Source organism: Prosthecobacter sp. (assembly GCF_029946185.1).
Classification (GTDB): Bacteria; Verrucomicrobiota; Verrucomicrobiia; order Verrucomicrobiales; family Verrucomicrobiaceae; genus Prosthecobacter.
Window position 1 is genome coordinate 23,296 of the sequence record NZ_JAQSEA010000117.1, and the last position, 25,326, is coordinate 48,621.

Sequence of the window (25,326 nt, forward strand, 5' to 3'; positions counted from 1 at the left end):
AGAGCGGTTGAATGCATTGGGGGCTAAATAATTTAAATCATTATGTCGCGGCATTTAGAAGTTCCAGAGGCAGCTCGACCCAGCACCTAAATATTTGTTCATTATTTAGGTGTCACCTAAATCGAATGCGCATTTCAATTTTACAGTTTATCATTCAAATTCTGAATCTTTTGATAAAATAAACCTTATTTTATCATTATTATAATAAATTTGGGTTAGTATGTGGCGCATGTATCTAAATACTATTCAGCACAACCTTAGTGCCAGCAGCCGGATCCTGATTGTGACCGAAGAGCGCTCCTTGCAGGAGGATTTGCACATTTCCAACACTCTACAGAACATGAGCCACAGTGGAAGCTCCTCGGCTTCACTGGGTGTGGATCAGGTCAGTACCAAAGCTAGGGCGGCAACTTCCGCCGCAGTGGTGGTATGCACTGCGAATGAGAAGGAAGCAGTGGAGTTGGTTGAAGCAGCGGCGCAAGGGCATAAGCCTTTTTCTCTGGTTATTATCGATGGGCGTCTTTTTTATGGTAAAGATTATCGAGGCATCATCAATCGCTTATGGCAGTCCCAGCGCGACTTGCATGTGGTGCTGCATGCCGTGTCCCAGTTGGAATCATTCGAACAAATTCCGATCGACCTAGGTTCCAATCCACATCTCCTGGTGTTCAAGTTCAGGCTGGTTCCCTTCGAGATAACACAGCTCATCCGCACACTCACGAACAAGCACGGTGCTGAAAATCAAACTTCACATCGCAATCTGAGTCTGAATGCCCAGTTGCTGGAGGTGACCACGAGGTTCGAAGACGTCAGCAACCGGCTCCGGCTTGAGCAGGACCACCGCAAGCAATTGGAGGACCAACTGTGCCGGAACCAGCGCTTGGAAACGGTGGGACGTTTCGCGGACGCGATGGCTCACTTTTTTAACAACTACCTCACCGTGATTCAGGGCCATCTGGAAGTGGCGCAGCTGAACCAAGAGGGCACTGGCTCCTGCACGCTGCCGACCGCGACGTTAAAAGAACTCATCCTTGCCACACAGGGGGCGGCGGGCGTTACGTCGCAGTTTGTGTCATTCAACAGGCGCGAATATCTGCAGCCGACACCCCTGCATCTCGGACAGATCATCGATGGCCAGTCGGCAATGCTGCAGAAAGCGATCGGAGAGCAGATCGCCATTCAGATCAGCCATCACCCTGATCTGCCAAGTGTCATGGCGGATCAGGCTTCCTTGGAGCAGATCATTTTCAATCTGCTCATCCATGCACGTGAATCGATGCAGACGGGCGGCAGATTAATGATTCAAACCAGACCCATGACCATCCCAGACGCCGAGACGGCCTGCCAGATGCATGCGGAGGCGAAACCTGGAGAGTATGTTGTCATGACGATTTCTGACACTGGCAAGGGGCTGAACCCTGCCGAGCTTGCAGGTCTGTTTGACTCATCCAAGCTCTCCTCGGATCAAGAAGGCGGTGCGGACATCTCTTTGATCTTGGTGCAGGGCTTGGTGCGTATGCAAGGTGGCTGGGTCGAGGGCAGGAGCGTGCTGGAAGTAGGCACGGAATTTTCGATCTATTTGCCAGTCGCCACTGGAAGTACGCCAGCCCTCGCAACACCAGAGAAAAAACTTTTAAGCAACAACACTGAGGACGAGGCTTCGACCATTCTGATCGTTGATGATGAAGATTCCGTGCGGCAGGTGATGGAATACGTGCTCACGAGTCAGGGGCACAAGGTGCTCACGGCCGCTGATGCCAATGAAGCTTGGGCCATCTGGCGCGAGAAGGCGTCAGTCATCAAACTTGCGCTCGTTGACGTCAAACTGCCCGGTGGGGTCAGTGGTTTCGATCTTGAAAAAGCCTTGGCGGCTGAAGATCCCACCCTCCCAGTCATTTTTACCTGTGGCTATTCTCCGACCACTCTGAACAATGCGAAGGAGTTAAAGGCCGGCGAAAACTTTCTGCCAAAGCCTTTTGGAATGGTGGAGTTGCTCAACATTGTGGGTCAGGCCCTGCTACAACCGGCGAGGCTGTAAATGCCGGAAGGCGGGGGCGTATACGGCCGCCTGAGACGAGCCCCTGAATCCAAATCCCCTATGAGGAAATCGCCTTTCGCTGCAATGCGAAGGCACATTTGCCATGCCCAGTGACGCGGGGCTGGAAAATGCAGGATGTACCTGCCTAATCATATGATGGGAAATGCCTCCAAATTGAATGGTGGCTATGGAATTTCCTTGAATTATCTGTGCTGAATCATTTGGGTGCACAGAATCTTGACCCCATACGTCGATGACCGAAGGAGCAGCATGGTCATCCTGACAAACAAGTGCTCTTCTGGTGCTCGCAAACGCAAATTCATTCCAAGGTCGCACACATCTTGGTCGTGCCCCAACATATGTCATTTTGCGAATAGTTCTTTCCGGTGTAAGAAATCCCCACGTATTATCTGACCAGTGGTGAGAATGAAATCATACCCCATGAAGGTGCCAGGCGGGGAAGCCCTTCTGCCATGAAGTCTGCCAAGTCAGGTTTTGCGCTGAGTGTGAAGGATCAGACCCTCACCGGCAGCCTGGTCATGATGGTGGACAGTCATGGTTTGATCCATGCAGTGAACGGTGGGCTGGCTCCCTTTGCGGATTTTTTTGGCCAGAGTCCGCTTCTGCCGGAAAGCAGGAGAAGCTGTTTTGATTTCTTTGCCACGGAATGCAAACCTCGGTTTGATGGCGGGGAAACATGGGCGCAGGCGCTCAAGGAGGTGTTGGATCAGCAATCGGTGGGTGTCCGGATCGAATCATGTTTCTTAGACTCGACGGAAAAGAGCTGGATCGAAATCACGATCATTCCACTGCCGGTGGATGATGGCGCAGGTGCGCTCGTCACATGCGTCGACATCACCTCCCGCAAGCGCACTGAGGAGACGTTTCAAAGCAGTGAACTGCGCTTCCGCCATGCCTTTACAAATGCCAGCGGGGGCTTTGCGATCACGGATATGAGCGGGCACCTCATCCAAATCAACAAGCACTACTGTCATATCATCGGCTATGCTGAAGAGGAAATGATCGGCAGATCTTTTGCCGCCTTCACGCATCCTGATGATGCGGCGCACATCCAGGAACTGAACCAGAGATTGGTGGATGGAGAGATCAACGACTACATCGTGGAGAAACGCTATCTCAGCAAAAAGGATGAGGTGGTCTGGGTGGAAGACAGCGTGTCTGCCATTCGGGATGGATCCGGGGTGGCTCTAAATGTGGTGATGCTCTGCAAAGACATCACGAAGTCGCGCCACAATCAGGAACAGTTGCGACTGCTGGAGGGCTGTGTGGCCCATCTAACTGACATCGTGCTCATCATCGAGTCAGCGACTTTGAATCAACCCGACCCCCTTATTGTTTTCGTGAACGATGCATTTTGCAGGCAGACCGGCTACACCCGGGAAGAAGTGCTGGGGCGAAGCCCGCACTTCCTGCAAGGACCTTTAACCGACTTGTTTGCACTGGGCCGAATGCACGCGACCCTGGCCCAAGGGCTGCCAAGCAAGGAGGAACTGATCAACTATAAGAAGGATGGTTCCGCCTTTTGTGTTGAGATTGATATTGTGCCGATCACCGACCTCAAAGGTCAGATGTCGCACTATGTGGCGGTTCAGCGTGATGTCACCGCACGTAATGAGGCCGCCGACCGACTGAGGAAGAGCAATCTGCGTTATGAAAGACAGCATGTCGCATTGGCCCGAATGATACGCGGGGGGGTGATGCAGGCGGTCCATCTTGAGTCGGCCTTTCGTCTGATCACCGAAGAAATCGCCCACGCCATGGAAGTAGAGCGTGTCAGCATCTGGCGGTACGATCAAACCCGCAGCAGCATCGTCTGCCAGATGCTGTTTGAGTCTGGTGTGCGGCGTCACTCCTCTGGACGTGAGCTGCGCGGTGAGGATTCACCGGCCTATTTTCGTGCCATGGGGAAAAATGAAACCATTGCGGCAGATGATGCGCTGCATGATCTTCGTACCTGCGAGTTCAAGGACAGCTATCTTGCCCCGCTGGGCATCACGTCCATGCTGGACGCCCCGTTGCATGTGGGCGGGGTGCTGGCGGGAGTCCTCTGTCAAGAGCATGTCGGCCCGCAGCGGGCCTGGCTGCCAGAGGAGAAAAGCTTTGCGACTTCCATGGCCAACTTCATCTCCCTAGTGCTTGCTCAATGGGAGCGCAGACAAGTCGAGGACATGCTGCGTCAGCAGGCATCACTGCTCGACAAGGCAAACGATGCCATTTTGGTGCGTGATCTCGACCACAACATCACTTACTGGAATAAAAGCGCTGAAATTCTTTATGGCTGGACCGCCGAAGAGGCAAAGGGACGCAAGGTGTCCGAACTGCTCTACCTCGATGATTCGCAGTTTGAGAGAAAAAACGGCAAGGTGCTGACCGAGGGTGAGTGGGCAGGTGAAATTCTGCAGGTGACCAGGGCAGGTGAGGTTCTGACCGTGGAAGGGCGCTGGACTTTGGTACGCGATGCCGAAGGCCGGCCCAAGTGCGTGCTGGCCATCAACACGAATATCACGGAAAAAAAACGACTGGAAGATCAGATTCTCCGTTCTCAGCGCATGGAAAGCATCGGCACGCTGGCGGGTGGCATCGCGCATGATCTCAACAATGTGCTCACGCCAATCATGATGTCGGTGGATCTGTTGAATTTGCGCATCAAGGATGAGGCTTGCAGGGAAACACTGGAGACGATCGCCTCCAGTGCTCGTCGTGGAGCCGACATGCTCAGTCAGGTGCTGTCGTTCGCCAGGGGCATGGAAGGGCAGAAGGCGCCCCTGAAGGTCAGCCGCGTGTTACAGGACCTGGCACGCATCGTGGGGGATACCTTTCCAAAAAACATCCATCTCCGCCTGCAGGATGAGCTGCATGAAACCGATATCGTGGCAGGTGACATAACGCAGATTCATCAGGTGCTGCTCAATTTGTGCGTCAATGCGCGGGATGCGATGCCTGCCGGAGGCATGCTCGCGATCAGCGCGGCAAACATTTTGATCGATGCGCAATACACCGCCATGAACATCGATGCGCGTGAAGGGCCACATATCATGATTAGTGTCGAGGACGACGGCATGGGCATTGCGTCGGAAATTCTCCCGAAAATATTTGACCCCTTTTTTACCACGAAGGAAATCGGAAAGGGCACCGGCCTAGGGCTCTCCACATCGCTGGCCATCATGAAAAGCCATGGGGGATTCTTCCGTGTTTACAGCGAGCTGGGGCTTGGCTCCTGCTTCCATGTTTATTTTCCCGCACAGCCGGCACAGGCCACGACTCGGCCGGTGGTCGAGGAGCTGGTGCTGCCCCGTGGCAATCACGAACTGGTCCTTATCGTGGATGACGAGGCGGCCGTGCGGGAAATCACGCGCCAGACGCTTGAGGCTTATGGCTACAGGGTGCTGCTGGCTGCGGATGGCACGGAGGCGGTGACTCTGTACTCAAAACATCAAAGTGACATAGCCCTGGTCTTGACCGACATGCAGATGCCGGTCATGGACGGCTCAACCACGATTCAGGTTTTGATGAAAATGAACCCTCGGGTTTGCATAATTGCCGCCAGTGGGATCAGTTCCAACAGTGGCATTGCGAAGGCCGCCGGGGCAGGGGTGCGGCAGTTTTTACCCAAGCCTTACACGGCCGAAACCCTTTTACGGGCTCTGCATCACGTTTTGAACGAACATTGAGCACCCCAAGGCTCAGGCTGCCTTCCGCACATGCTGCAGCACATCACCGAGCGCTTCCAGCAAGGCGTCGGCATTGTAAGGTTTGCGCAGAAAATGCTTTACCCCCAGGCTGTTGACCTGCGCCTGCATTTGATGGCTGAGTCCGCTCGCGCCAATGATGGGCAGATCGGGATGAATCTTGCGCAGCGCTTGGATGAGCGTCGGTCCGTCCATATTGGGCATCATCATGTCAGTGATGAGGGCGGCCGGCTTTTCAGCGCTTTTTAAAAATGTCGCGATGGCGTCGGTGCCGTCGCAGGCTGAGACCACCCGGTATCCAAAGGCTTCCAAGGTGTGCTTGGTGGCGGTAAGAATGGCGACTTCATCATCCGCGACAAGGATCAGCTCTCCCTGTCCAAGGCAGCGCTTGGATTCGATCACTTGAATTTCCCTGTGTTCTACGTCGGTTTTGGCCGGCAGATAAATGCGAAACACTGTGCCCTTGCCCATCCGGCTCGTGAGATCAATGAATCCGTGGTGCGATTTGACGATGCCGAGAGTGGTGGCAAGTCCAAGTCCCGTGCCCTTGCCTATTTCCTTGGTGGTGAAGAACGGATCAAAAATGCGGTCCCTTACTTCGACCGGAATGCCGGTGCCGGTGTCCTTGACCTCAAACACCACATGGGGTCCCGTATTTGCGTAGGGATGCATGCTGGCAAACTGCTCATCCACGACCACGTTGTTCATGGTGATATCCAGTTCGCCTCCGCCGGGCATGGCATCCCGCGCATTGACGCACAGATTGAGCAGCACCTGGTGCAGTTGGGTGGGGTCTCCCTCCACGTTCCAAGTCTCTTCTGAGCAGGTTATGCGGCACTTGATGAACTTGGGGAAGGTTTCGTGAATGAGCTGCTCGATTTCCTGGAGGACATCTTGTGGCCGCAGGCGCATGCTGCGGCCCTCGACACCCCGCGCAAAACTTAGAATTTGCTTCACCATTTCCGCGCCTCGGTTCGCGCTGTTCTCCATGGCGTTCAGCAGTTCCACGTCGCGTGGCTGTTGCAGTTTCATGCGCAGAATCGTGAGCGACATCAGAATGGGCGTAAGCACGTTGTTCAAATCATGCGCCACTCCGCCAGCAAGTGTGCCGATGCTTTCCAAGCGCTGATTGCGCAGGGACTGGGATTCCATGCGGCGTTTCTCAGTCACGTCGGTCATGAAGCCCTCGATGTGGCGGATCACGCCGTCCTCGGAGTGAATCCCTTGGCCGCGTTCCCAGATCCATTTCACCGCGCCTTCAGCCGTGCGAATGCGGTAGCTCATTTCAAAGCGTTTCTCAGCCGCGACAGACTCTGCCACGGTCTCACGCACATGCTCCCGGTCCTCCGGATGGATCAGTTCACCGAAGAAGACTTCACCGGTGCCAGTGAATATTTCCGCCTCATAACCTGTGAGTTCTTGACAGCCTTCACTGATAAACTCCAGCGTTCGTTTTTCATCAATGAAAGAGCGGTAGGCGGCGCCGGGAAGATTTCCCATCAGCGTTGAGATCATGCGTTCATTTTCACGCAGTGCATCGATGGCCTGCTGGCGTTCCTTCTCCCTCTCCACCGTTTCCATGGCGAATGACAGGTCATTGGCGAGGGCGCTGAGCACGCGGATTTCCTCCTCTTGGAAGCAGTTGCGCTCATCGGCATAGATGAGCAGAACACCCACGGGAATGTTACCCGGTTTCAATGGAAAGGCGGCGCAGGAACGAAAGCCACCCTCTAGCGCGCGCATACGAGAGAAGAATGTGTCATCATTCTCGATGTCATTGGAAATTTCATGCGTGCCGCCTCTAAAGGCACGTCCCGCCGGGCCACGACCCGAGGGATGATCATCGCTCATAATTAGCGTCAGGCCGTCCAGATAGTTCTGATAAGTGCCGGCGCATGCCACGGGCCTCAGGCTTTGCGTCGCTTCATCAAAGAAGGCGATCCAGGCCATTTTCATGCTGCCCTTTTCCACCGCGATGTTTACCGCGGTTTCATAGAGCATCTGCGGCTCGCGGATGCGGACAATGGCCTCATTGATGCTGCTGGACATCGCATGCAGGCGGTTCAGGCGCAGCAGGCGCTGCTCATCCAGCTTGCGTTCGTGGATGTCCAGCGCAGACCCGGCCATGCGGTAGGGCTCGTCCTGTTTGTCCCACAGGGCCTGGCCGCGGGCCTCAAACCAGCGATACCCGCCCGACTTCACCAGAATGCGGTATTCGATGCAAAATTCACTGCGCTGCTCCAGGTGACTCTCCAATGCCGCACGCACCAGCGGCAGGTCTGCCGGGTGCATTTTCTGCTCCCACGCAAAAAACAGACTGGGGAATTCCTCGTGGTTGTAACCGAGCAGCTCGCGGAAACGGGCGGAATAATAGACGCCACCCGTGCGGATGTCCCAGTCCCAGACACCTCCGGTGGAACCGGTGGCCGCCAGCGCATAGCGTTCTTCACTCTGCCGCAGGGCCAGTTCTGCCTGATGCCGCTCCATCTCCGCCGCTGCACGCACCGCAAAGAGCTGGAACATGGCCTGCAGGCGCTCCCGGTGGTCCAGCGTATGTTCGCTGAACACGGCGATCATGCCGATCACGCGCCCGTCGGTGGCGTGCAGTGGCATGCCCATGTAACTGTTCGCACCCAGATCCTGCAGGATCTGGTCGTCGGGGAAGTGCTGGCGCACATCACGGTCATAATAACAGATATCGCCGCTGGCCACGTTGTAGCATGGCGTGCCGACCAGGGAGTAGGTTTTGTTGGGCAGCACCTTGCCGTTTGCGCAGAAACCGAGTGTCCGCACCATCCTGTCTCGCTCCGGCAGGAGCATCGCCACTGTGGCGTATGTGGCCTCAACGGTGCGGGCCATTTGCAGGCAGAGCGACTGGAAGAAGGTCTCGCCGCTGCGTGCGTCCACGCCCTCGGCCATCGCCCGCAGGGCTTCCTCCATTTTTTTCTCCACGGTGATGTCCGAGGCCAGTGAGAGTATCGACTGCAGCTCTCCCTCCTCGTTCAACAAGGCGGAATTGTGCCACTCACAGACAATCACCCTGCCATCGCTGGTGAAATTGCGGTTGATGCAGGTGTTGCGGGACTCAGACCGGTCCAGCAACCGGTCTAGAGTCGCCTTTACTCGCGGCAAGTCTTCAGGATGAACGAAGCTCCAGTCACTGTTATCGTTCCCCATGACGGCGGCCTCGGGCCAGCCAAAGATTTTTTCGGCCTGGGGGGACCACCGGCAGATGCGGCTGTTCGTGTCGCACTCCACCAGCGCCAGCGAGGTGTTTTCCAGATGATACAGCAGCGTGGCATGCGCCTGCTGCTGCAGTGCCTCCTCCTGTTCGCGCCGTGTGGTGAAATCACGCAGGTTGCCGATGATCGCCACCGGCTTGCCCTCATGGTCCCGTACGACGGAGCGGTTGTCGCTGATCCAGCGGTAGCCTTCATTCTTGTGCTTGAATCGATATTCCAAGACAGGCTGAAAATCCCCATTGAAATCACGGGCGATCAGTTTGTCCAAGCGGTCGCGCTTTGACTGATAGTCCTCGGGATGAATGCGCGAAAACATGAAACGAAGTCCGCCCGCGATGCATTCCTCAATGCTGAAACCCAGCACCTGCTCAACTGCTGGACTTATGTAATCATAGGTCAGGGTGGGCAGGCTAAGACAGTAGACGGGATCTTTGGAGTTGCCGAGCACGGTGCGGAAACGTTCCTCGCTCCGCCGCAGTTCACTCTCGGCATGCTTCCGCTTGGAGATGTCACGCACGGTGGAGATCAGCCTGTCTTTCCCGAGAATCTCAGCCTTACGCATGCTCACCTCCACCCAAAAGATATGTCCTGAGAGATCGCGGGCCTGCCATTCGAAGAGCTGCGGGCCTTCTTCCATCGTCTTCCGCATCCAGTACAGCGACTCCTCCACGGTGTAGGGCGGGGTGTTTACGCTTAGTGCCGCTATGGAAAGCCGCCGCATTTCATCTGGATCCCCGCCATACATTTCGCAGGCACGCTGGTTGACTTCCAAAATTGCCCCGGTGACGACGTCGTAGATGAAAACCGCATCATTGAGGCAGTCAAAAACACTGCGGAACCAGTCACCTTGCACCTTTATGTCCAAGGCATCGGTGGTGGTAGTCGTCGGCATGGTTGGAATGATCATGGATCAGGAGGTTCAATCATTCACTGGATCTGTGTCAGTGCCGGTTCCTGTTCCTTTAGAGCAGGGAGTTCAGGTGCTTCAGTGCTGCAAATGGCGGTGATCTTTTCTGCAAGTGCCTTGAGTCCTTGCTCCTTCGAGAGATAAGCATGCACATCACTTCGGTTCAAAACCGGCACCATGTCGGAAATGGAATGGCTGCTTAGCACAATCACTTTAACCCCTTGCTGAACGAAATGGCCGCATTGTTCCAGCAGGTCAATTGCAGACCCGTCTGGCAGGGTCATATCAACGACCATCACATCAATTTTGCGCGAGTGCAGGATCGGGAGCGCGGCGGCCACGCTCTCCGCCGCCACCAAGTCAAAATGGGGCAGGTACTTGCCCAGCGCGGCGCGCACGACTTCGCGATAGATGTCATGATCCTCCACAAGTAGGATCACCCCGGGATTTCCTGAACAACTGGAATGCCAATTTGCCTGCTGCATGAATGCTCTTTAGTTTCTAACTATGAATAAAATCTGCTGTAACATACAGCAAATCTGGCACGTGTAGCCTAGAAGCAAGAGAATGAATAATGATTTAGACCCGCCTAAACCTCAGCAGCGTGATGCAATGCGGCCGAACTTCTCGTTGACTGGGGGAACCATGGCGGAGAAAAATGAATTCCTCGGCAATATTGGGCATGAGCTACGCAATCCGCTCTCAAACATTATCGCGCAGGCGGAAACGCTGCTGGAAGATGTTTACGGGCCGCTGGAAAGAGCGCAAAAATCGGCTGTCTCAGCTATTCAGGACAGTGCGCAGCAGTTGCTTCAGCTTATTTCCGACGTGGTGGATCTCGGAAGGCTCGAAGCGGGTGCGTCACCGCTGACAAAGGCTGCATGCAGTGTCAGTGAGATCTGTGCCAGCAGTCTGGCCATGGTGGCGGGCCTTGGGCGGTCACGCTCCATTGAGATTGTTACGGAGGTGCAGCCGTCCACTCTCGGAGTCCTTGCTGATGCGCGCCGGCTGCAGCAGATCCTCACGGAACTGCTCTCTGCTGCTGCCTTATCCATGCACACTGGTGGACAGCTGCGGCTGCGAATCAGCCATGACGAAGGCTGCCTGAAACTCCAAACTTTAGGCCTTGCCGGTCAGCCTGCTTTTGAGTCGGTGCATCTCCTCAGCCGACTGGGAAAATTAAAACCCATCGGACTGGCCTTGCTGCAGCAATTGGTGCAACTCCACGGCGGCACCTTCGCGGTGGATGAAGCCGCCGTACATGATGCCGGCATGACTGTTCGGCTGCCACTGAGCCGGTCGTCGGCTGAGGTGTCAGCGGAGGAACCGTGCCTGCCAGAAGCTTCGTCCAGCATTGAACCTCCGCTGCCGGCTTCCCGCCGCCAGCGCACCATTCTGATCGCCGATGATCAGACCTCGCTCGTCGCCGTCACACGCAACTATCTTGAAAGCGTGGGCTTTCAGGTCATCACCGCCCGGGATGGCGGTGAAGCGGTTCAGCTGGCCAGCATGCTGCAGCCCGATCTCATCCTGATGGATGTTCGCATGCCGGTCGTGGATGGATTGAGTGCTATCCGGCAGATTCGTGCTTCCACTGATCTCAAAACGCGTGACATTGCCATCGTCAGTCTTTCGGGGCATGCGAGTGCTTCGGATAAAGAAAACTGTCTGGCCGCAGGCGCCACTGCCTACCTGAACAAACCTTTCGGCGTCCGCGAACTGGATCGCATCATCGCCGCGCATATCTGCTCAGATGCAGGCTGAGCAGGCCACGTTCGGGTCTGGATAACGCACGCTTCTAGCTGGCTTGAAGTATTAAGCTGGTCGGGGCGTGAAAATAATAGGATATTGGGAGCCGCGCATGAATAAATTCATCCAGATCCGCATGATTCCGGCAGCATTTTTGGGGGTGCTGCTGTGTGCTGTGGGCTTGTTTTGGCCGGAGTCTGAATACAAGCGGCCTCTGACTGTGGCGGTGAACATCTGGCCAGGTTCAGAGCGTCTGGTGATGGCATGTGATTCAACTAATAATAATGGTCTGAGGATCAACTTGGTTGAGATGTCATGGTCCACTGCGGTCCTGACGGCATTTCGTAAACATGTGGCGGATGCGGCGGTGGTGACGCTGGACGAGTTGATCCGTCTGGAAGCGGACGGTGCAAAACCACGCGCGGTGGTGATTCTTGGCGTTTCCAAGGGATCGGATGCAATCATGGGGCACGCCGGGTACAGGGGGCTTTGGGATACTCATCGTAAGCCCTGGGGAGTGGATGCAACCTTGGAACATGCCGTCCCTTTGACGATGCAGAGCCTCCGGGGCAAACACATCGGGGTTGAGCTCAGATCGTCGAGCGAGTATTTGCTGAGACATGCGCTGACGGCGAATGGCATGTCGTTCGAGGATGTGGAGGTGGTCCCGTTAAATTTGGCGGAAACGGAAGCCGCCTTTAAGGAAGGGGGGATCGACGCGGTGGTTACTGCGGACCCTTGGTGCACCCGGTTACGGGACAAAGGTGCCACGGTGATCTATGATTCGGGCAAGATGGATCTGGAGCTCAGCCGGGTGTTGGTGGTGAGGGAGGATGTGCTGCGCGCTTATCCACGTGAATTACGTTCGCTGGTGTCCTCCTGCTTGGGGAGTAATTCCCGGGTAGTGGAAAACGGCCACGGGCTGGACGCTACATTACGCCGAGAAGGATTAACTGTGGAACAGTGGCAAAAGGCCCTGCAAAAAATCCATCTGCCTGATGCTGCGGAGAACAGGCGGTTGTTTAAACAAAAAACGGGCGGGCTGGAGGAGTGCCTGAAAAAAATCAGCATGGAAATGCTGCAGATGGGGCTGCTGCCGCGCGAGGTCGATGTGAGCGGCCTGTTCACGTCTGAATTCTTGGAGGCGAAGCCATGAAGCGTTTTTTCACCCTGCAGTTTCGAGTCTCTGCGATCGTGATGGTCTTTGGCCTGCTAATGATCATACTGAACATCTCGCGGCAGTATCATCATGATGTGAATGAGAGATTTCAAGAGATGCGGCGGCAGGCTTATGAGGAGGGCACGCGGTTGTCGAGTTTTGCGCAGCACTTCCTCAGGCGGCATCTCTCACAATCAGCTGATCTGGCTATCAGTTATGCTTCAGTGAATCCGGATCTTCGGCTGGGGCTGATTTCGGACGGGAATGACATCATTTGCAACACCACTAGGAGACAGTGGCGTGGTCTGTCTATATGGGACTGCCCACTGTCGGTCAGCCTTCCGCTGGTGAGAAAGGCTCAGGAGTACAGCGAAGGGATGTTGAATGAAGACTTGGAAAAAGGGCGTTTGACGGCGGTTTTTCCATTTATCGATGTCAGTGCGGGGTCGAGAAAGGGATTGGTGGTGCTGGAATATGACTTGAACTGGTTCATTGCCGCCGCCGTCAGCCATGCTCTGCACGAATCCATGGCGCAGGCCTTCGTATTGTTTGGGAGCTGCCTGCTGCTGTGGACTCTGCTGCAGTTGTTGATTACAGAACGGGTGGCCGCAATCGTGGAGCAGGCGCAGCGCATCGGGCCGAATGAGTTGGTGCCCGAATCCATCGGAGGTGGGGATGAACTGGAGACTATTTCACGGAGCATTGAAGACGCTGCCCACCGCCTGCAGGAGTCGGAATGGCGCTTCGGCCAGATCGCCTCGAACATGAGGGATATTTTTTGGGTGGCCCCCCCTGATCCCAACGAACATATCTACGTCAACAAGGCCTATGAGGACCTGTTTGGCCGGCCTGCGGCGGCACTGTCTGTACGACGGTGGGATTGGCTACATGCCGTGCTGTGCCAGGACCGTGCGGCTGCTTTGACAATGCTCCGCTCATTGCGCGGCACCCCTGTCGAGGAGGAAGTTGAAATACGCGTTCATATCAGGGGCAAGATTGAATGGCTGCGATGCCGAGGTTTCTCGACCGCGCGTACGCTCAATGAGGCTGGCATGCTCCAAGTGGCTGGCATGGCCAGTGTCATCACCGCAGAGAAGGAGATGGACAAGATGCAGATCGAGGCCGCAGAAAATGAACGAAGACGCATCGGTCAGGATTTGCATGATGATGTGTGTCAGCGTCTGGCTGCGGCGCAGTTGAAAAGCGGCGTGCTAGGCGGCAGTCTAAAGCGGGATGGGCATCCCCAGTCCGTGCTGGCAATGGACGTGGCGCGTGAACTGGCTGAGGCTTCTGATCTTGCGCGGAGCTTTGCGCGCGGCTTGGCGCCCGTGGCGGTGGGGCCGCAGGAGCTGCCGGACGCGCTGGATGATCTGTGCAAGTTTCTTGAACGCGCGTTTGGCATCAATTGCCGTGTGGCGTGTGAAGATTTTTCGGGGGTCCTGAAAACCGAGGAGGCGGCATTGATTTTTCGTATTGCCCAGGAACTGGCCACCAATGCCGCCAAGCATAGTAGTTCAAGCTGGATAGCGATCAGTCTGATACGGGATCGGAATCTTCTGCGTCTGGAAGTGGCCAACGATGGGATTAGTTTTCAACCGACGGCGGGGACCAAGGGGAAAGGCATGGGATTGTTTATGCTGCGACAACGTGCCGATGCCCTGGGCGCCGTGCTGACATTTCAGCCGCGTGATGTGGCGGGAGGCGGGACCCTCGCGATCTGTGAAATGCCACTTGCATCTCGATGAGTTATCGGGTTTCGAAACAATATGAGCACAAATAGCAACAAACCCTCCAACGAAACGCCGGTCATCCGTAAGCGTGTTGCCTTGCTCGATGATCATACCATGATGCGTGGTGGCGTTAAGGTTTTCATCGACAGTCTGCCTGATTTTGAATGCTGTTGGGAGGCAGCAGACTGCAAAACCGCGCTGGAAAAGGTGGAGTCGGACATGCCGGACATCATGCTGGTAGACATTACTCTGCCCGACCGCAATGGGCTGGAGTTTATCAAAGACGTGCATTCAGTTCACCCAGATTTGGTAATGCTAGTCATTTCGATGCATGACGAGGCCTACTATGCTCATCGTGCCTTAAAGGCGGGTGCCAAAGGCTACATGATGAAAAATATGGGCTATGATCTCTACGAGGCCGCCCTGCGTAAAGTGGCCTCAGGTGGAAGCTGGCTAAGTGATGCGGTCTCAGAGCAGATTCTCAAGGCTTACACCAGCGGCACCAAGCCCCGCATGGAAGGCGGGCTGGACGCATTGACCGACCGCGAGTTCGAAATTTTCCAAATGATGGGAGATGGGCGCGGCACGCATGAAATTGCGGAATCGCTGCGCATCAGCCCAAAAACGGTGGATGTGCACCGCATGAACATCCGCACTAAAATGAAACTCGAGGACGGTGCTGCAGTGACGCGTTTTGCCATCCGCTGGGTGGAATCGCGCAAGCTAGGGCAGGCCTAGGCGGCCTCTATTTTTTGTGGCGAAAACCAACGATGCGCGCCTTGCCGGGCTCGACTTCATAAAGCTTGGCAAGATCCTGCAGTCGCATCAGCAGCCAAGGTGTGAGGAGGTTGGCGCCGTTCTTGGTGAAAAGAAGATCGTCTGCCAGATAAGTGGCTGAATGCACGGCCCGACCATCCGGAGTGATGAACATAAGCACGTCACCGTAGCGGTAGGGAGGCTCCACCTTGTCGAAGTCTTGCTTCACCAGACTGGTGGCCAGGCGCGTATCCAGCAGGAAGTGCTGGGGGGTGAGATTGAAAAAATTCAGGCTGGTCCAGTGGCAGTCCGGCAGCCGACCTTCGGCGGTGTAGCTGATGTCGGGATAGGTGTACAGCAGTTTGCGTGGCAATGGCGGCACCAGATGAAGCATGTCGAGATGGGAGAGTCCCTTGGTGTGCGTGATGGCGTTCATGAGCGGCTCCAGCTCTTTCTGGCGGAGGCCGAGACCGGTGGACCAGTAGTTCAGGAGATCCGGGATGGAGTCCTCTTTCGACAGTTCAAGCTGGGCCATCAGCGTGCGCACTCGCGTGAGTTTGCGCATGATAAAGCGTGCTTCAGCCACGTCTTCAGCCTGACTGAGCAGAAGGGGAATGTCCGCGAAAACGAGCGCGTTGCCCGCCTTGTAAGAAAGGCTGGAAATCTTGCTGACGATTGAGGCGGAAAGCCCGGAGTTCCGTGCCCATTCCTCCACCGAATCTGTCAAAAAGAACACTGGTGAATATTGAAACAGATTGGCCGGAAGCTTCGCGAGTTCCGCATAAATACGTGACCGGCCATCCGGCGTCAGCAGTTCCACGTCAGTGGCGGAAGGAAAGATATACGCATACCGCGCATCCTTGACCACGCGCCGTGGCGCCAGCAGGCGGTCCATTTGTTCCGGGGTCATGCCTGCGCTCATGAGCAAGGGTTCGATCTGGTCGAACTCATTCACATTGAACACCCATTTGATGGTGGTGTTGGGCAGCGGAAATTTTTCGACTACATAGTCGGGTGCTTCCAGGTAGAAGTAATAGTAGCTGACGCGTCCCCACGGCCCGCTCGCACAGGTATAAAGCTCATTTTTATTTTCTACCGGCGCATCCGTCTCACCTGCCCCCACAGCAGGTAGGTTCGGCAGTGTCAAAATGGCAGCCAGCAGCCAGATGAAAGGTCGTGAAAGCGGGTGCTTGGAGCCGGAAAACGGGACAAAACCATGAACTGGGACGAGCGGCATACGAGAGGAGTGCGAAAAAACGGACGGCGGAGATGGAGGCTGAAAAGCCAGTGATACTTCAATGACAGAAGTGGTTCCGCTAACGTTGAGAAACGTTCAATTATTATCTGATTCAAGCGCGGAAAGTGCCGCTTACCGGGGCGCAACCCCTGCCGCCTTACTGGCTAAGCAAAAGGTGTATAAAACGGCACGCACAAACCGCATTGAGGCGCAAGCCGCGACCCCAATAGGCAGAAATAACCATTCAGGCACAATGGCATACAAATAAACGGAGCTGTGCCCGGCAGTTCCGACCCCACCACGCCAATCAAACCATGAATACATTGCTGTCACCCAAAAAACGCTCCAACGGCATTCCTTCCGCTGCCCCTGGTACAGCGCGGATCCTGCGGGCCGGACGTTCGCTCATGCTGCTGCTGTCAGGCATCCTGCTGTTTTCAGTCATTGCGCCAGCCGGTGCCCAGACGGAACACAGCACCATTGGCCGGTGGAATCTCGTCAGTGCCAATGGCAATTGGAGCACCACGGCCAACTGGGACGGTCTGGACCCTGACACCGACTACGTGAGCGGCCAGGATGCTTTTGCCAACTTTGGAACCATCAACATCACGGCCAATCGCACGATCACGCTCGATGTGCCGGTGATGCTGGGTGAACTCACCATCGGCGACACCTCGGGAGGCCACAGCTACACCATCCAGGGCGGCACGCTGACCTTCGACTCATCCAGTGGCCTCTCCATTCTCAGCAAAAATGACGGCGGTGGCAACGACACCATCTCTTCGGCCATCGTGCTCAACAACGAGCTCAGCATTTTTAATTACGATGTCTCGAACAGTCAGGGGCTGCTGCTCACCGGTGTCATCTCCGGTGGCACCAATGGTGCGGTGGCCATGCGATTCACGGATCTGACGATGCCTGATACGAGCGGATCTTTGAACTTTTTGTATCTTAGCAATGGGGGCAATACTTTTGAGGGGCAGTTGGTGGTCGAATCGGGTCTGATCCGTTTTGAATCGAACCCGCGTTCCGCCGGGGCACGGGGCGTGGGCAATGAAACCATTGCGATAGGTGAGGGCGGCATTGATCTGCGCGACCAGGATTTCAACTATCAGTCTGACGACACGGAAATCTTCATGATTGCCGGACGCGGGCCGAACGGCCTCGGTGCGCTTCGCAATACTTCCGGCACCGCTTACCTCTCCCATCTGGTGGTCACGGATGATGCGGTGTTCATATCGCAGGGAACGATTGTGCTGGAACGTCGCCTCAGCACGGATGGCTCTGCAGGGATTAATTCCATTCTGGACTTTGGTGCACCTGGCAACGACTTGACCAAGGTCGGTGCTGGCGACTGGATCATTCGCGGCGTGGATGTGTTGAACGCGGACGGCGCATCGCTGACGATCAACGAAGGCGAGGTTCGGTTTGAATCACGCGGGCCGGCTAGTGGCTTGGGCTCATCCGCCGGGATCGATTTGGATGGCCTCACGGTGAACCTGGCCTACAACCGCAATCCCTATGACAATGTTGACTTTGCCAATGGCAGCCGCCTGACCAATGATCTCTTTGGCGTGAACATCAACCAGTCCGCCACCCAGGGTAATTCGGTCATCGATGCACGCTTTTCCATCGGGTCCTACTGGGGGCCAAGTGTCGTGGGCACAGGTGCCCTGGCGGAGCAGACGAAGGAAACGCTGACGTTTGACAACATGACCTTCAACTTCAACAACGGTGTCTTCCAGCGTGAGGGGAACGGGGAGGCTGGCCGCACGTTTGACCACATCTTTACCAACGTCACCATCAACCTTGTCGGCGGTGGCATTGGTCGGGATGCGGTCGGCAATGGCAATCTGTTTGCCATCGACGGCGGCTCCAGCCTTTACAACAGCACCAGCGGCACCTTCGACCACCCTGGGGTGACGGAGTTTGGAGGTGTGTTTGACAACACCTCCGGTGACAATGCTGGCACCGGTTTTACCGTTCGCGGCTCCCGTGAACTGCGCGTCACGGGCAACAGCACGAATTTTGACGGCGATGTTCTTATCAAGCTGCCGACGGGCCGGTGGGTCAGCAACAGCTTCGATCGCGGCAACGGCGGTCAGGCAGCCTCGGTTTATTTCAACATGTCGCTGGCCGGTGCGGACGGCAGCCTCAACCAGGCGAACTCGATCACGATCACCCGCTGGGGTTCGCTGGCGCTGCTGAACAACGCTGACAACTTGGTGTATGCCAGTTCGAATAATGACGACCGCATCAACGACGCCGGTTTCACCAATCTGCGCAACGGCTTTCTGCTGCTGGAGACAGACACGACGGCGGCCAATCATGAAAACTTCGGCAATGTGGTGGCTGACTTCGGCACCAATGTACTCGTCCTCGACACCCGCGCGGGCGGTCAGTTTGACGGCGCATTCCAGACCTTCACACGCAACAACCAAGGCGTGCTCAAAATTTATGACACCAATCCATCCCACACCTGGGGCACCGGGGTCGGCGAAGACCGCATCGCGCTCATTGATGACACCGGCCTGGTGAAAGTTGGGGCGGACGCTCCTGGCACGGCCACTCAGAACATCGTGCCCGGTTTATTTGGCGGCGTGCTGCCCAATCTGCAGGCGCCCACCATCTCCACCCACACACGGCCGCTGGAATCGGTGCAGGGCAGTTTCATTTATAGTGGTGCAGGCACGGGCCTGATGACGTACGACAACGGCTTTTTGCGCCCGCTGACGGCCTCCGAGTATGACACGGGACTCAACCCGACGGCAGGCACCAACTGGCTGGTCAATAGCTACGTCGCCGGCATCACCGGAGTGGAAAACTATGGCGACGCGAACAACTACGCGTTCCGCAATGTCACGACAGACACCGCGGTCAATTCGGTCACCCTCAGTTTCGATGCAGCGGCCTCCGGGCAGGTGGTTGGGACTTCCACCAAGGACTACATCCTCATCGAGCAGGGCAAGACGCTGACGATCAATTCGGGCGTCATCAACATTGTTAATTTTGTCGAGGCCACGAGCGCGAACATGGAAGGCGTCATCCGCGGTGGTTTCCTGGACATGAACGGCGGTCCATCGCTGATCAACTCCAACGCCATCTGGCATGATATCGACCGTGACACGCCGAACTGGTATGAAATCATGACGGGCAACAGCTCCTACATACGCTCCCACATCATCAATACGACGGATCTGGCGAAAACCGGGCGTGACACGTTGTATTTTGACACCTGGAACACCATCACGGGCAACATTTACCTCGGTGATCAAGGCTCTCTGGTTGCGCGCCATTCAGGTGCGCTGGGAGTGGGCGGCCCGGGGCGTGAAGTGCAGAACGGAGGAAACGCGGCGTTGCTGCTTGAGTATGGTACGAACATCAGCGGCATCAACCTCCGTGTGTCAAATACCTTCCAAGGATCACCCACCGTGTTGCGCAACGAAGGTGCCACACACGGCACCTGGGGCGGGGACGTGATCCTCGATGTGGCGGATGCCGCAGGGAGTTCCGATTTGCAATACTACACCATCACCGCACGTAACAACGGCACCCTGTCGTTGTATGGCAATATTTACACCGATAACAATGCCAACTTCACCGACAGCGATGCGTATGCCGATCCGATCACCATTTCGACCAGCATCGGTGAAACGTACACCCTGAATCTGCGTGGTCAGGTCCGCGATATTGCGACCGGCAATCTGGGCACTGATCCGGCGAACTCCGCCATCACCTCCATTTATCGCACCGGGGACTCCGCCACGCGGCTGGATTCAAACCACTCGCTACGTTTTTATATGTCGGGTCATGACGAGGGCAATGTGAATGTGTTCCAGCAGTGGGATGCCACAGGCCGGCTGGACATGCGTCAGGGCTTTTTCCGCATCATGTATGACCCGAATGCCGCAGGCAATGACGGCACCGGATTCTTGTCGAATGGCGCGAACTCGCTCATCCAGGCCAACGAATACTGGACACGCGCTGTACTCGGGGCGGATGGGGTCAGCACTGGCACCTATGACTCGCATCTCATGCTCACCAGAGACGGTCAGGTATTCAACTGGGGCGTGCAGCTTTCCGTGTACAACAACAACATCAACGGCACTCTCAACATCGGGGGTGAGAACAGCAGTGGCACGGTTTATATCGGCTCGGATGATGGGGCTTCGAACTACTCGATCGTGTTTGAAAACCAGGGCTATACCGGTGGCAGTGACCGTGACCTGCGCTTTCTCCAGACACGCGGTGGTACCATGGTCATCAACGCCCGCCTGGTTGACAACGGTACACTCGTCAATTCCATCGCCAACATCACCGGCCCCGGCACGATCATCTTCAATGCCAACGGCGCGGGTGCCTCCACGGTGGAGAAATGGAACTTCATGGGCGGCGAGACCATCTGGCAGGCCAATCCCACGACCGACAGCCTGCTGGGCAACGACCGCTTCAGTAAAGCCGACGCCCAGGCTTTGTTTGGTGGCGGCACGCTGAACTACATCGCCGGATCGGCGGCCAACCGCACCGAAAACCTCACGGGCACCTTCCGCATCCTCAATGGGGAATCCACCATCCGTGTCGTGTCTGCCACCGGGCGCACTGACACGCTCAACTTTGGTTCTGCCGCCGGTGCCTTTTACAAGAACCAGGGCGGTACCTTCCGCTTCATTGAGACCGGAGACGGTACTTCGGTGCTTACCTTGCAGGCCACCGGTCTGACGGATAGCGGCATTATGTCCTATGCAACCTATGGCACCGCGATTGGAGTAGCGACGGATTTTGCGAACAACGGCACAGGCGGGCAGATCAGCGCCTACACCGGCTATGTGACCGGCGCATCCGAGGCTGATTTCACCACGGGCAACACTGTGGATGTGACCAATGATGTCACCTTCACGGGTGCCTCGACGCCGGACAATCTGCGCTTCAATGATCCGGTGGATTTGACCCTGGACGGACAGACCATGACGCTGGGCGGTGGCGCGATCCTCATCTCCGCGCTCAATACCGGATCCAGCAGCATCAGCGGTGGCATTCTGACCAGCAGCTTCGATGGCGATCTCACCGGTTCCGGTAGCCGCCGCGACCTGATGATCCACAACTATGGTGCAGGCGCGCTGACCATCGGTGCCACCATCACCGACAACGGTGCCGACCGGGTGAATCTGGTCATGGGCGGAACGGGCACCACGATCCTCACTGCGGACAACACCCAGACCGGTGAAATCTACCTCAACAACGGTGTGCTGAGCATCTCCAGCGAAAGCAATCTGGGCAACATCGACGGCAGCATCGCGACGCTCGCTCGGGTCAATGTTGGCGGCTCCAATGGCGCAAGCCTCACCGGTTCGCCGCTCATTTTCAGCGGCGGCGGCGGCGGCTCCGGGGCGGCAGGCACCTTCAATACGAATAGCAGCCAGCAGGTCACTGCGACCACGCTCTCCAATGGCGGTTCTGGTTACACCAACGGGATCTATGTCACGAATGCCGCTGCTGGCTCGGCCGGCATCTGGGCCGTGCTCGACAGCGGCAACCTGCATTTCGACGGCGGCACGCTGGCGGTGACGCAGGATGTCACCTTGGATGGTGCACGCACCTTGTTCATGGGTTCCAACGGCGGTTTCCTGGATGTGACGGCGGGCAAGACGCTCACCATCAATGGTTACATCACCAGCGAGTTCAGCCACATCAATGCTGCCAACGGTTTCACCGCCAATCACCTCGGTGCTTCCGATGATCCCGCCAGCCTGGGCAATCCAGACGTGGGCGATCTGATCATCGAAGGCGGTGGCACCGTGGTGCTCACGGGTGCGCCAGACGGCACCATCCGTGCGAACATGTTTAACAGCTACGGCGGCATCACCTGGATCAACAACGGCACGATCAAGGTCGCCGGCGCGGGCTCTTCCGCCGTCGGGGCGCTGGGCACGAACCGTTCGGCAATCGACGGCACCATCATCGGCGAAAACGGTTCGCTGGAATTTTCCACCACCTCCGATCCCTCCGTCTATGAATGGCTCACCTTGGGCGGGTCCGGCTATGAAGGCCGTGGTGCCGTGCTGGCCACTGGCACCGGGCGTGTGGTCCGGCTCAACGGCCAGATGCAAATCGACAGCCCCACCCTCTTCAACACCGCCAGCAGCAGCTATGGCTACATCCGTCTGGGTGAGCAGGGCGGCGCGCTCTACGGCAGCGGGGACATTCTCCGCACTGGCAACAATGAATTCGCCTTCTACACCAATTCGCCCGACTGGACCGGTGACTTTATCAATGGCAGCGGCGCAGCCCGTGTCTCTGGGGTGGCGAATCTACAGGGTATGATGGGGATGGAACTGGACCGCAATTCGATCCTCTATTACAGCGCTGGCAGCACCAGCGTTGACGAGTTCCGCGATCGGTTGAATGACAATCTGGCGATCACCAGCAACGGCTACACCCGGATGCGCATTGAAAACTACTCCGGCGTGTTCTCCGGCGAGGAAAAAGTCGGTGTCGTCAATGTGACCGGCGGGGTGTTCGGCATTGAGTTCGCCATTGGCGCAGATGTCATCAATGGTGCCGTGCGACTTCAGGGTGACTATGCCGCCTGGCACTTCACCGACATTATTCGCAATCAGGGTACCTCGGTGCAGGTGCGTCTCTTCGACCCCGGCATGGACATCTCCTCCGGTGTCACGGATTTGACGAACCGTGCTCTCGTGCTGGTGGACAATGCGCCGACGATGGTGGGCGCTGGCGACGGCACCAACGGCAATACCGCCATCATTCCCGGCTTCTTCGGCGGCACCCGGCCTGCACTTCTCTCCACGACTACGGGCATCGCTTGGGATGAAGACCGCACCTCACGGTTCCTCATGACCTCGGTGTTGAGCACGAACCCCATCACCGGCGAACCCGTGTACTACCTGCGTCCGCTTTCGGATGCGCCCGGCTCCACGGATTACAAGATCATCAATGATCCGGGCACCATCGCGGCAACCGCCGGACCACTGGATCTCGCCACGGCAGGCATCAGCGCGGATCAAAATGTGCGCTTCGTCGGCATTACGGACGATGCCATCGGCAACGGCTTCACTACCCGCATCAATTCCATCCTCACGCTGGATTCGGTGGTGGAGGTGAACTCGGTGTCCTTTGGTTCCGACACGACCGTTAGCAACGTCAATACTGCAGGCAATCAGGTGAACCTGTTGATGACGCAGGGCGGGGGGCTGAAGATCGATTCCGGTGTTCTGATGTTTGCCAACATGGGCACGATGGACCGGCTGGGGAACGCTTCGAACACGGGCATCAACCTCGACATGTACAACTACATCATCGGTGGCTCGCTCGACTTCAATGGCAAAGAGGCCATCATCTACGCTGGCAGCGAGTGGGCACAGTACAACGTCTCTGGCAACACCGCCTACAACAACACCGATGGCGACTACACCACGGCGATCATCCGCACCAGCATCTACAACACGGGTGGCAACGGCCTGATGAAAACGGGCAGCTCCAGTGTGACCTTGGAAGCGGCCAACTACTACACCGGCGACACTGCGGTGAACTATGGCTACCTCTACGCCCGCCATGACCAGGCGCTGGGGCAGAGCACGCGGTTGAACCTCACCGGCGGCGGCGGATTAATCCTCGGCTACAACGCCCGCATCATGGGTGTGGATCTCGTCATCGGTCAAATTCAAGGCAACAATCTGGCGCTGTATGCGGAAGGCGATGGAACCGAGTGGGGTGGCAATATCATCTTTGACAATGTGGACGCGACTGGCAGTGCCGGTGGTTTCGGGCGCAACTTTGTTCCGCGCATCGAGGCCGCCAGTTCGAACACGGTCATGCATATCAATGGCAATCTCTACGGCAGCGACACCAAGGTGCTGGCCGGCGAGCAGGCGACCTCCCGCATCTTCACCACCTACACGGGTGCCTCCCTTTCCACGGTGAATTTCAGGGGACAGATTCGTGACAAGATTACGGGCGCGGTGGATCTCAGCGGCGGTGACACGCTCAACGATGCTCTGCGCATGGAAGTCGCAGGCACAGACACTGCCAACGTGCATCTCTATCAGCAATATGACGCCGCTGGCCGCATCAGCATCGTGCGCGGAGTGCTGCGCTACATGGGCACCGGCAATTTTTACAGCGACGCCGCAGAACTGGCGCTGGACCCGAACAGCGACCTGTCCGGCTTCCAGATGGGTGGCCGCTCGCTGATCGACAGCAACATGGGCATTGGGGCAGCGGACGTTTCTTTCTTCCTGCACAATGAAGGCAGCACCTTCAACATCTCCAGTTGGAATGTGGGTGTGGACACCTCCGATCCGGACAACAGCTTGGGCAACAGCAACTACGGCTTCGGCAACACGACCGGAAACACCACCATCGGTGGTGAGAACACCACCGGCACCATCACCTTCGGCACAGGCACGGGCAGCGTGCGCTTCACCCAGGCGGACTCGCTGTATAACCGCAACCTGAACCTCTACTCCGCACGCGGTGGTGAGGTGAACATGCGGGTGAACTTCCTTGATGGCGGCGACTTCGTGAACTCCTCCATCACCAAGGTGGGTGCGGGCACGGTGAACCTCCTGGGTTCCACGGCCGGTGACAGCACGGTGGAATCTCTCAAGATGCTCGGCGGCACCCTGGTGCTGACCGGCTATGATGTGAATGCCAGCCGCCGTGTCGGCAATGGCGCGGCGCTCACGATGAGCGGTGGCTACCTCATTGTGGATGCTACGGTGGGAACGGCGCAGGAAGACTTCAGTGACTTCACCTTGAACTCCGGCGGCTCACGTCTC

10 protein-coding genes are annotated in these 25,326 nt (G+C 56.7%); 7 read left to right on the top strand and 3 right to left on the bottom strand.

The window, feature by feature from the left end:
* The first annotated feature begins 229 nt into the window (after positions 1-229).
* Both PSV43_RS09425 and PSV43_RS09430 read left to right on the top strand, forming a co-directional pair.
* A complete protein-coding gene (locus PSV43_RS09425; protein ID WP_300196101.1) occupies positions 230-2,038 on the top strand; it encodes a response regulator in 1,809 nt (602 codons plus the stop codon).
* 506 nt (positions 2,039-2,544) lie between these two features.
* A complete protein-coding gene (locus PSV43_RS09430) occupies positions 2,545-5,730 on the top strand; it encodes a PAS domain S-box protein (protein ID WP_300196103.1) in 3,186 nt (1,061 codons plus the stop codon).
* A gap of 12 nt (positions 5,731-5,742) precedes the next feature.
* On the opposite strand, the gene PSV43_RS09435 is transcribed toward PSV43_RS09430, so the two are convergent.
* Together PSV43_RS09435 and PSV43_RS09440 are read right to left on the bottom strand one after the other, a co-directional pair.
* On the bottom strand, positions 5,743-9,882 hold the full coding sequence (locus PSV43_RS09435; RefSeq protein ID WP_300196105.1) for a PAS domain-containing protein: 4,140 nt from the start codon (positions 9,880-9,882) through the stop codon (positions 5,743-5,745).
* 35 nt (positions 9,883-9,917) lie between these two features.
* Entirely contained in the window at positions 9,918-10,382 is a 465-nt protein-coding gene (locus tag PSV43_RS09440) for a response regulator (protein WP_300196107.1), read from the bottom strand.
* A gap of 160 nt (positions 10,383-10,542) precedes the next feature.
* Between PSV43_RS09440 and PSV43_RS09445 the strand changes: the two genes are divergently transcribed.
* From PSV43_RS09445 to PSV43_RS09460, 4 genes are all read left to right on the top strand, one after another.
* A complete protein-coding gene (locus PSV43_RS09445; RefSeq protein ID WP_300196108.1) occupies positions 10,543-11,661 on the top strand; it encodes a hybrid sensor histidine kinase/response regulator in 1,119 nt (372 codons plus the stop codon).
* A gap of 97 nt (positions 11,662-11,758) precedes the next feature.
* Positions 11,759-12,802 carry an ABC transporter substrate-binding protein gene (locus PSV43_RS09450; protein ID WP_300196110.1) on the top strand — a complete coding sequence of 348 codons (1,044 nt, stop codon included), beginning with the start codon at positions 11,759-11,761 and terminating at the stop codon, positions 12,800-12,802.
* Positions 12,799-14,550, top strand: coding sequence for a histidine kinase (locus PSV43_RS09455; protein WP_300196112.1), 1,752 nt, complete (start codon positions 12,799-12,801; stop codon positions 14,548-14,550). Before PSV43_RS09450 ends, PSV43_RS09455 begins: the two co-directional genes overlap by 4 nt.
* A gap of 21 nt (positions 14,551-14,571) precedes the next feature.
* Positions 14,572-15,273 carry a response regulator transcription factor gene (locus PSV43_RS09460; protein WP_300196114.1) on the top strand — a complete coding sequence of 234 codons (702 nt, stop codon included), beginning with the start codon at positions 14,572-14,574 and terminating at the stop codon, positions 15,271-15,273.
* Between the two features lie 7 nt (positions 15,274-15,280).
* On the opposite strand, the gene PSV43_RS09465 is transcribed toward PSV43_RS09460, so the two are convergent.
* On the bottom strand, positions 15,281-16,528 hold the full coding sequence (locus PSV43_RS09465; RefSeq protein ID WP_300196116.1) for a hypothetical protein: 1,248 nt from the start codon (positions 16,526-16,528) through the stop codon (positions 15,281-15,283).
* 314 nt (positions 16,529-16,842) lie between these two features.
* Between PSV43_RS09465 and PSV43_RS09470 the strand changes: the two genes are divergently transcribed.
* On the top strand, positions 16,843-25,326 hold an 8,484-nt coding region (locus PSV43_RS09470), incomplete at its 3' end, for a hypothetical protein (protein WP_300196118.1).

What these genes read in the sequence shown, in the direction of transcription:
- PSV43_RS09425 (WP_300196101.1), top strand. Translation starts at nt 230, where the DNA reads ATGTATCTAAATACTATTCAGCACAACCTTAGTGCCAGCAGCCGGATC.
- PSV43_RS09435 (WP_300196105.1), bottom strand. Translation starts at nt 9,882, where the DNA reads ATGCCGACGACTACCACCACCGATGCCTTGGACATAAAGGTGCAAGGT.
- PSV43_RS09440 (WP_300196107.1), bottom strand. Translation starts at nt 10,382, where the DNA reads ATGCAGCAGGCAAATTGGCATTCCAGTTGTTCAGGAAATCCCGGGGTG.
- PSV43_RS09445 (WP_300196108.1), top strand. Translation starts at nt 10,543, where the DNA reads ATGGCGGAGAAAAATGAATTCCTCGGCAATATTGGGCATGAGCTACGC.
- PSV43_RS09450 (WP_300196110.1), top strand. Translation starts at nt 11,759, where the DNA reads ATGAATAAATTCATCCAGATCCGCATGATTCCGGCAGCATTTTTGGGG.
- PSV43_RS09455 (WP_300196112.1), top strand. Translation starts at nt 12,799, where the DNA reads ATGAAGCGTTTTTTCACCCTGCAGTTTCGAGTCTCTGCGATCGTGATG.
- PSV43_RS09460 (WP_300196114.1), top strand. Translation starts at nt 14,572, where the DNA reads ATGAGCACAAATAGCAACAAACCCTCCAACGAAACGCCGGTCATCCGT.
- PSV43_RS09465 (WP_300196116.1), bottom strand. Translation starts at nt 16,528, where the DNA reads ATGCCGCTCGTCCCAGTTCATGGTTTTGTCCCGTTTTCCGGCTCCAAG.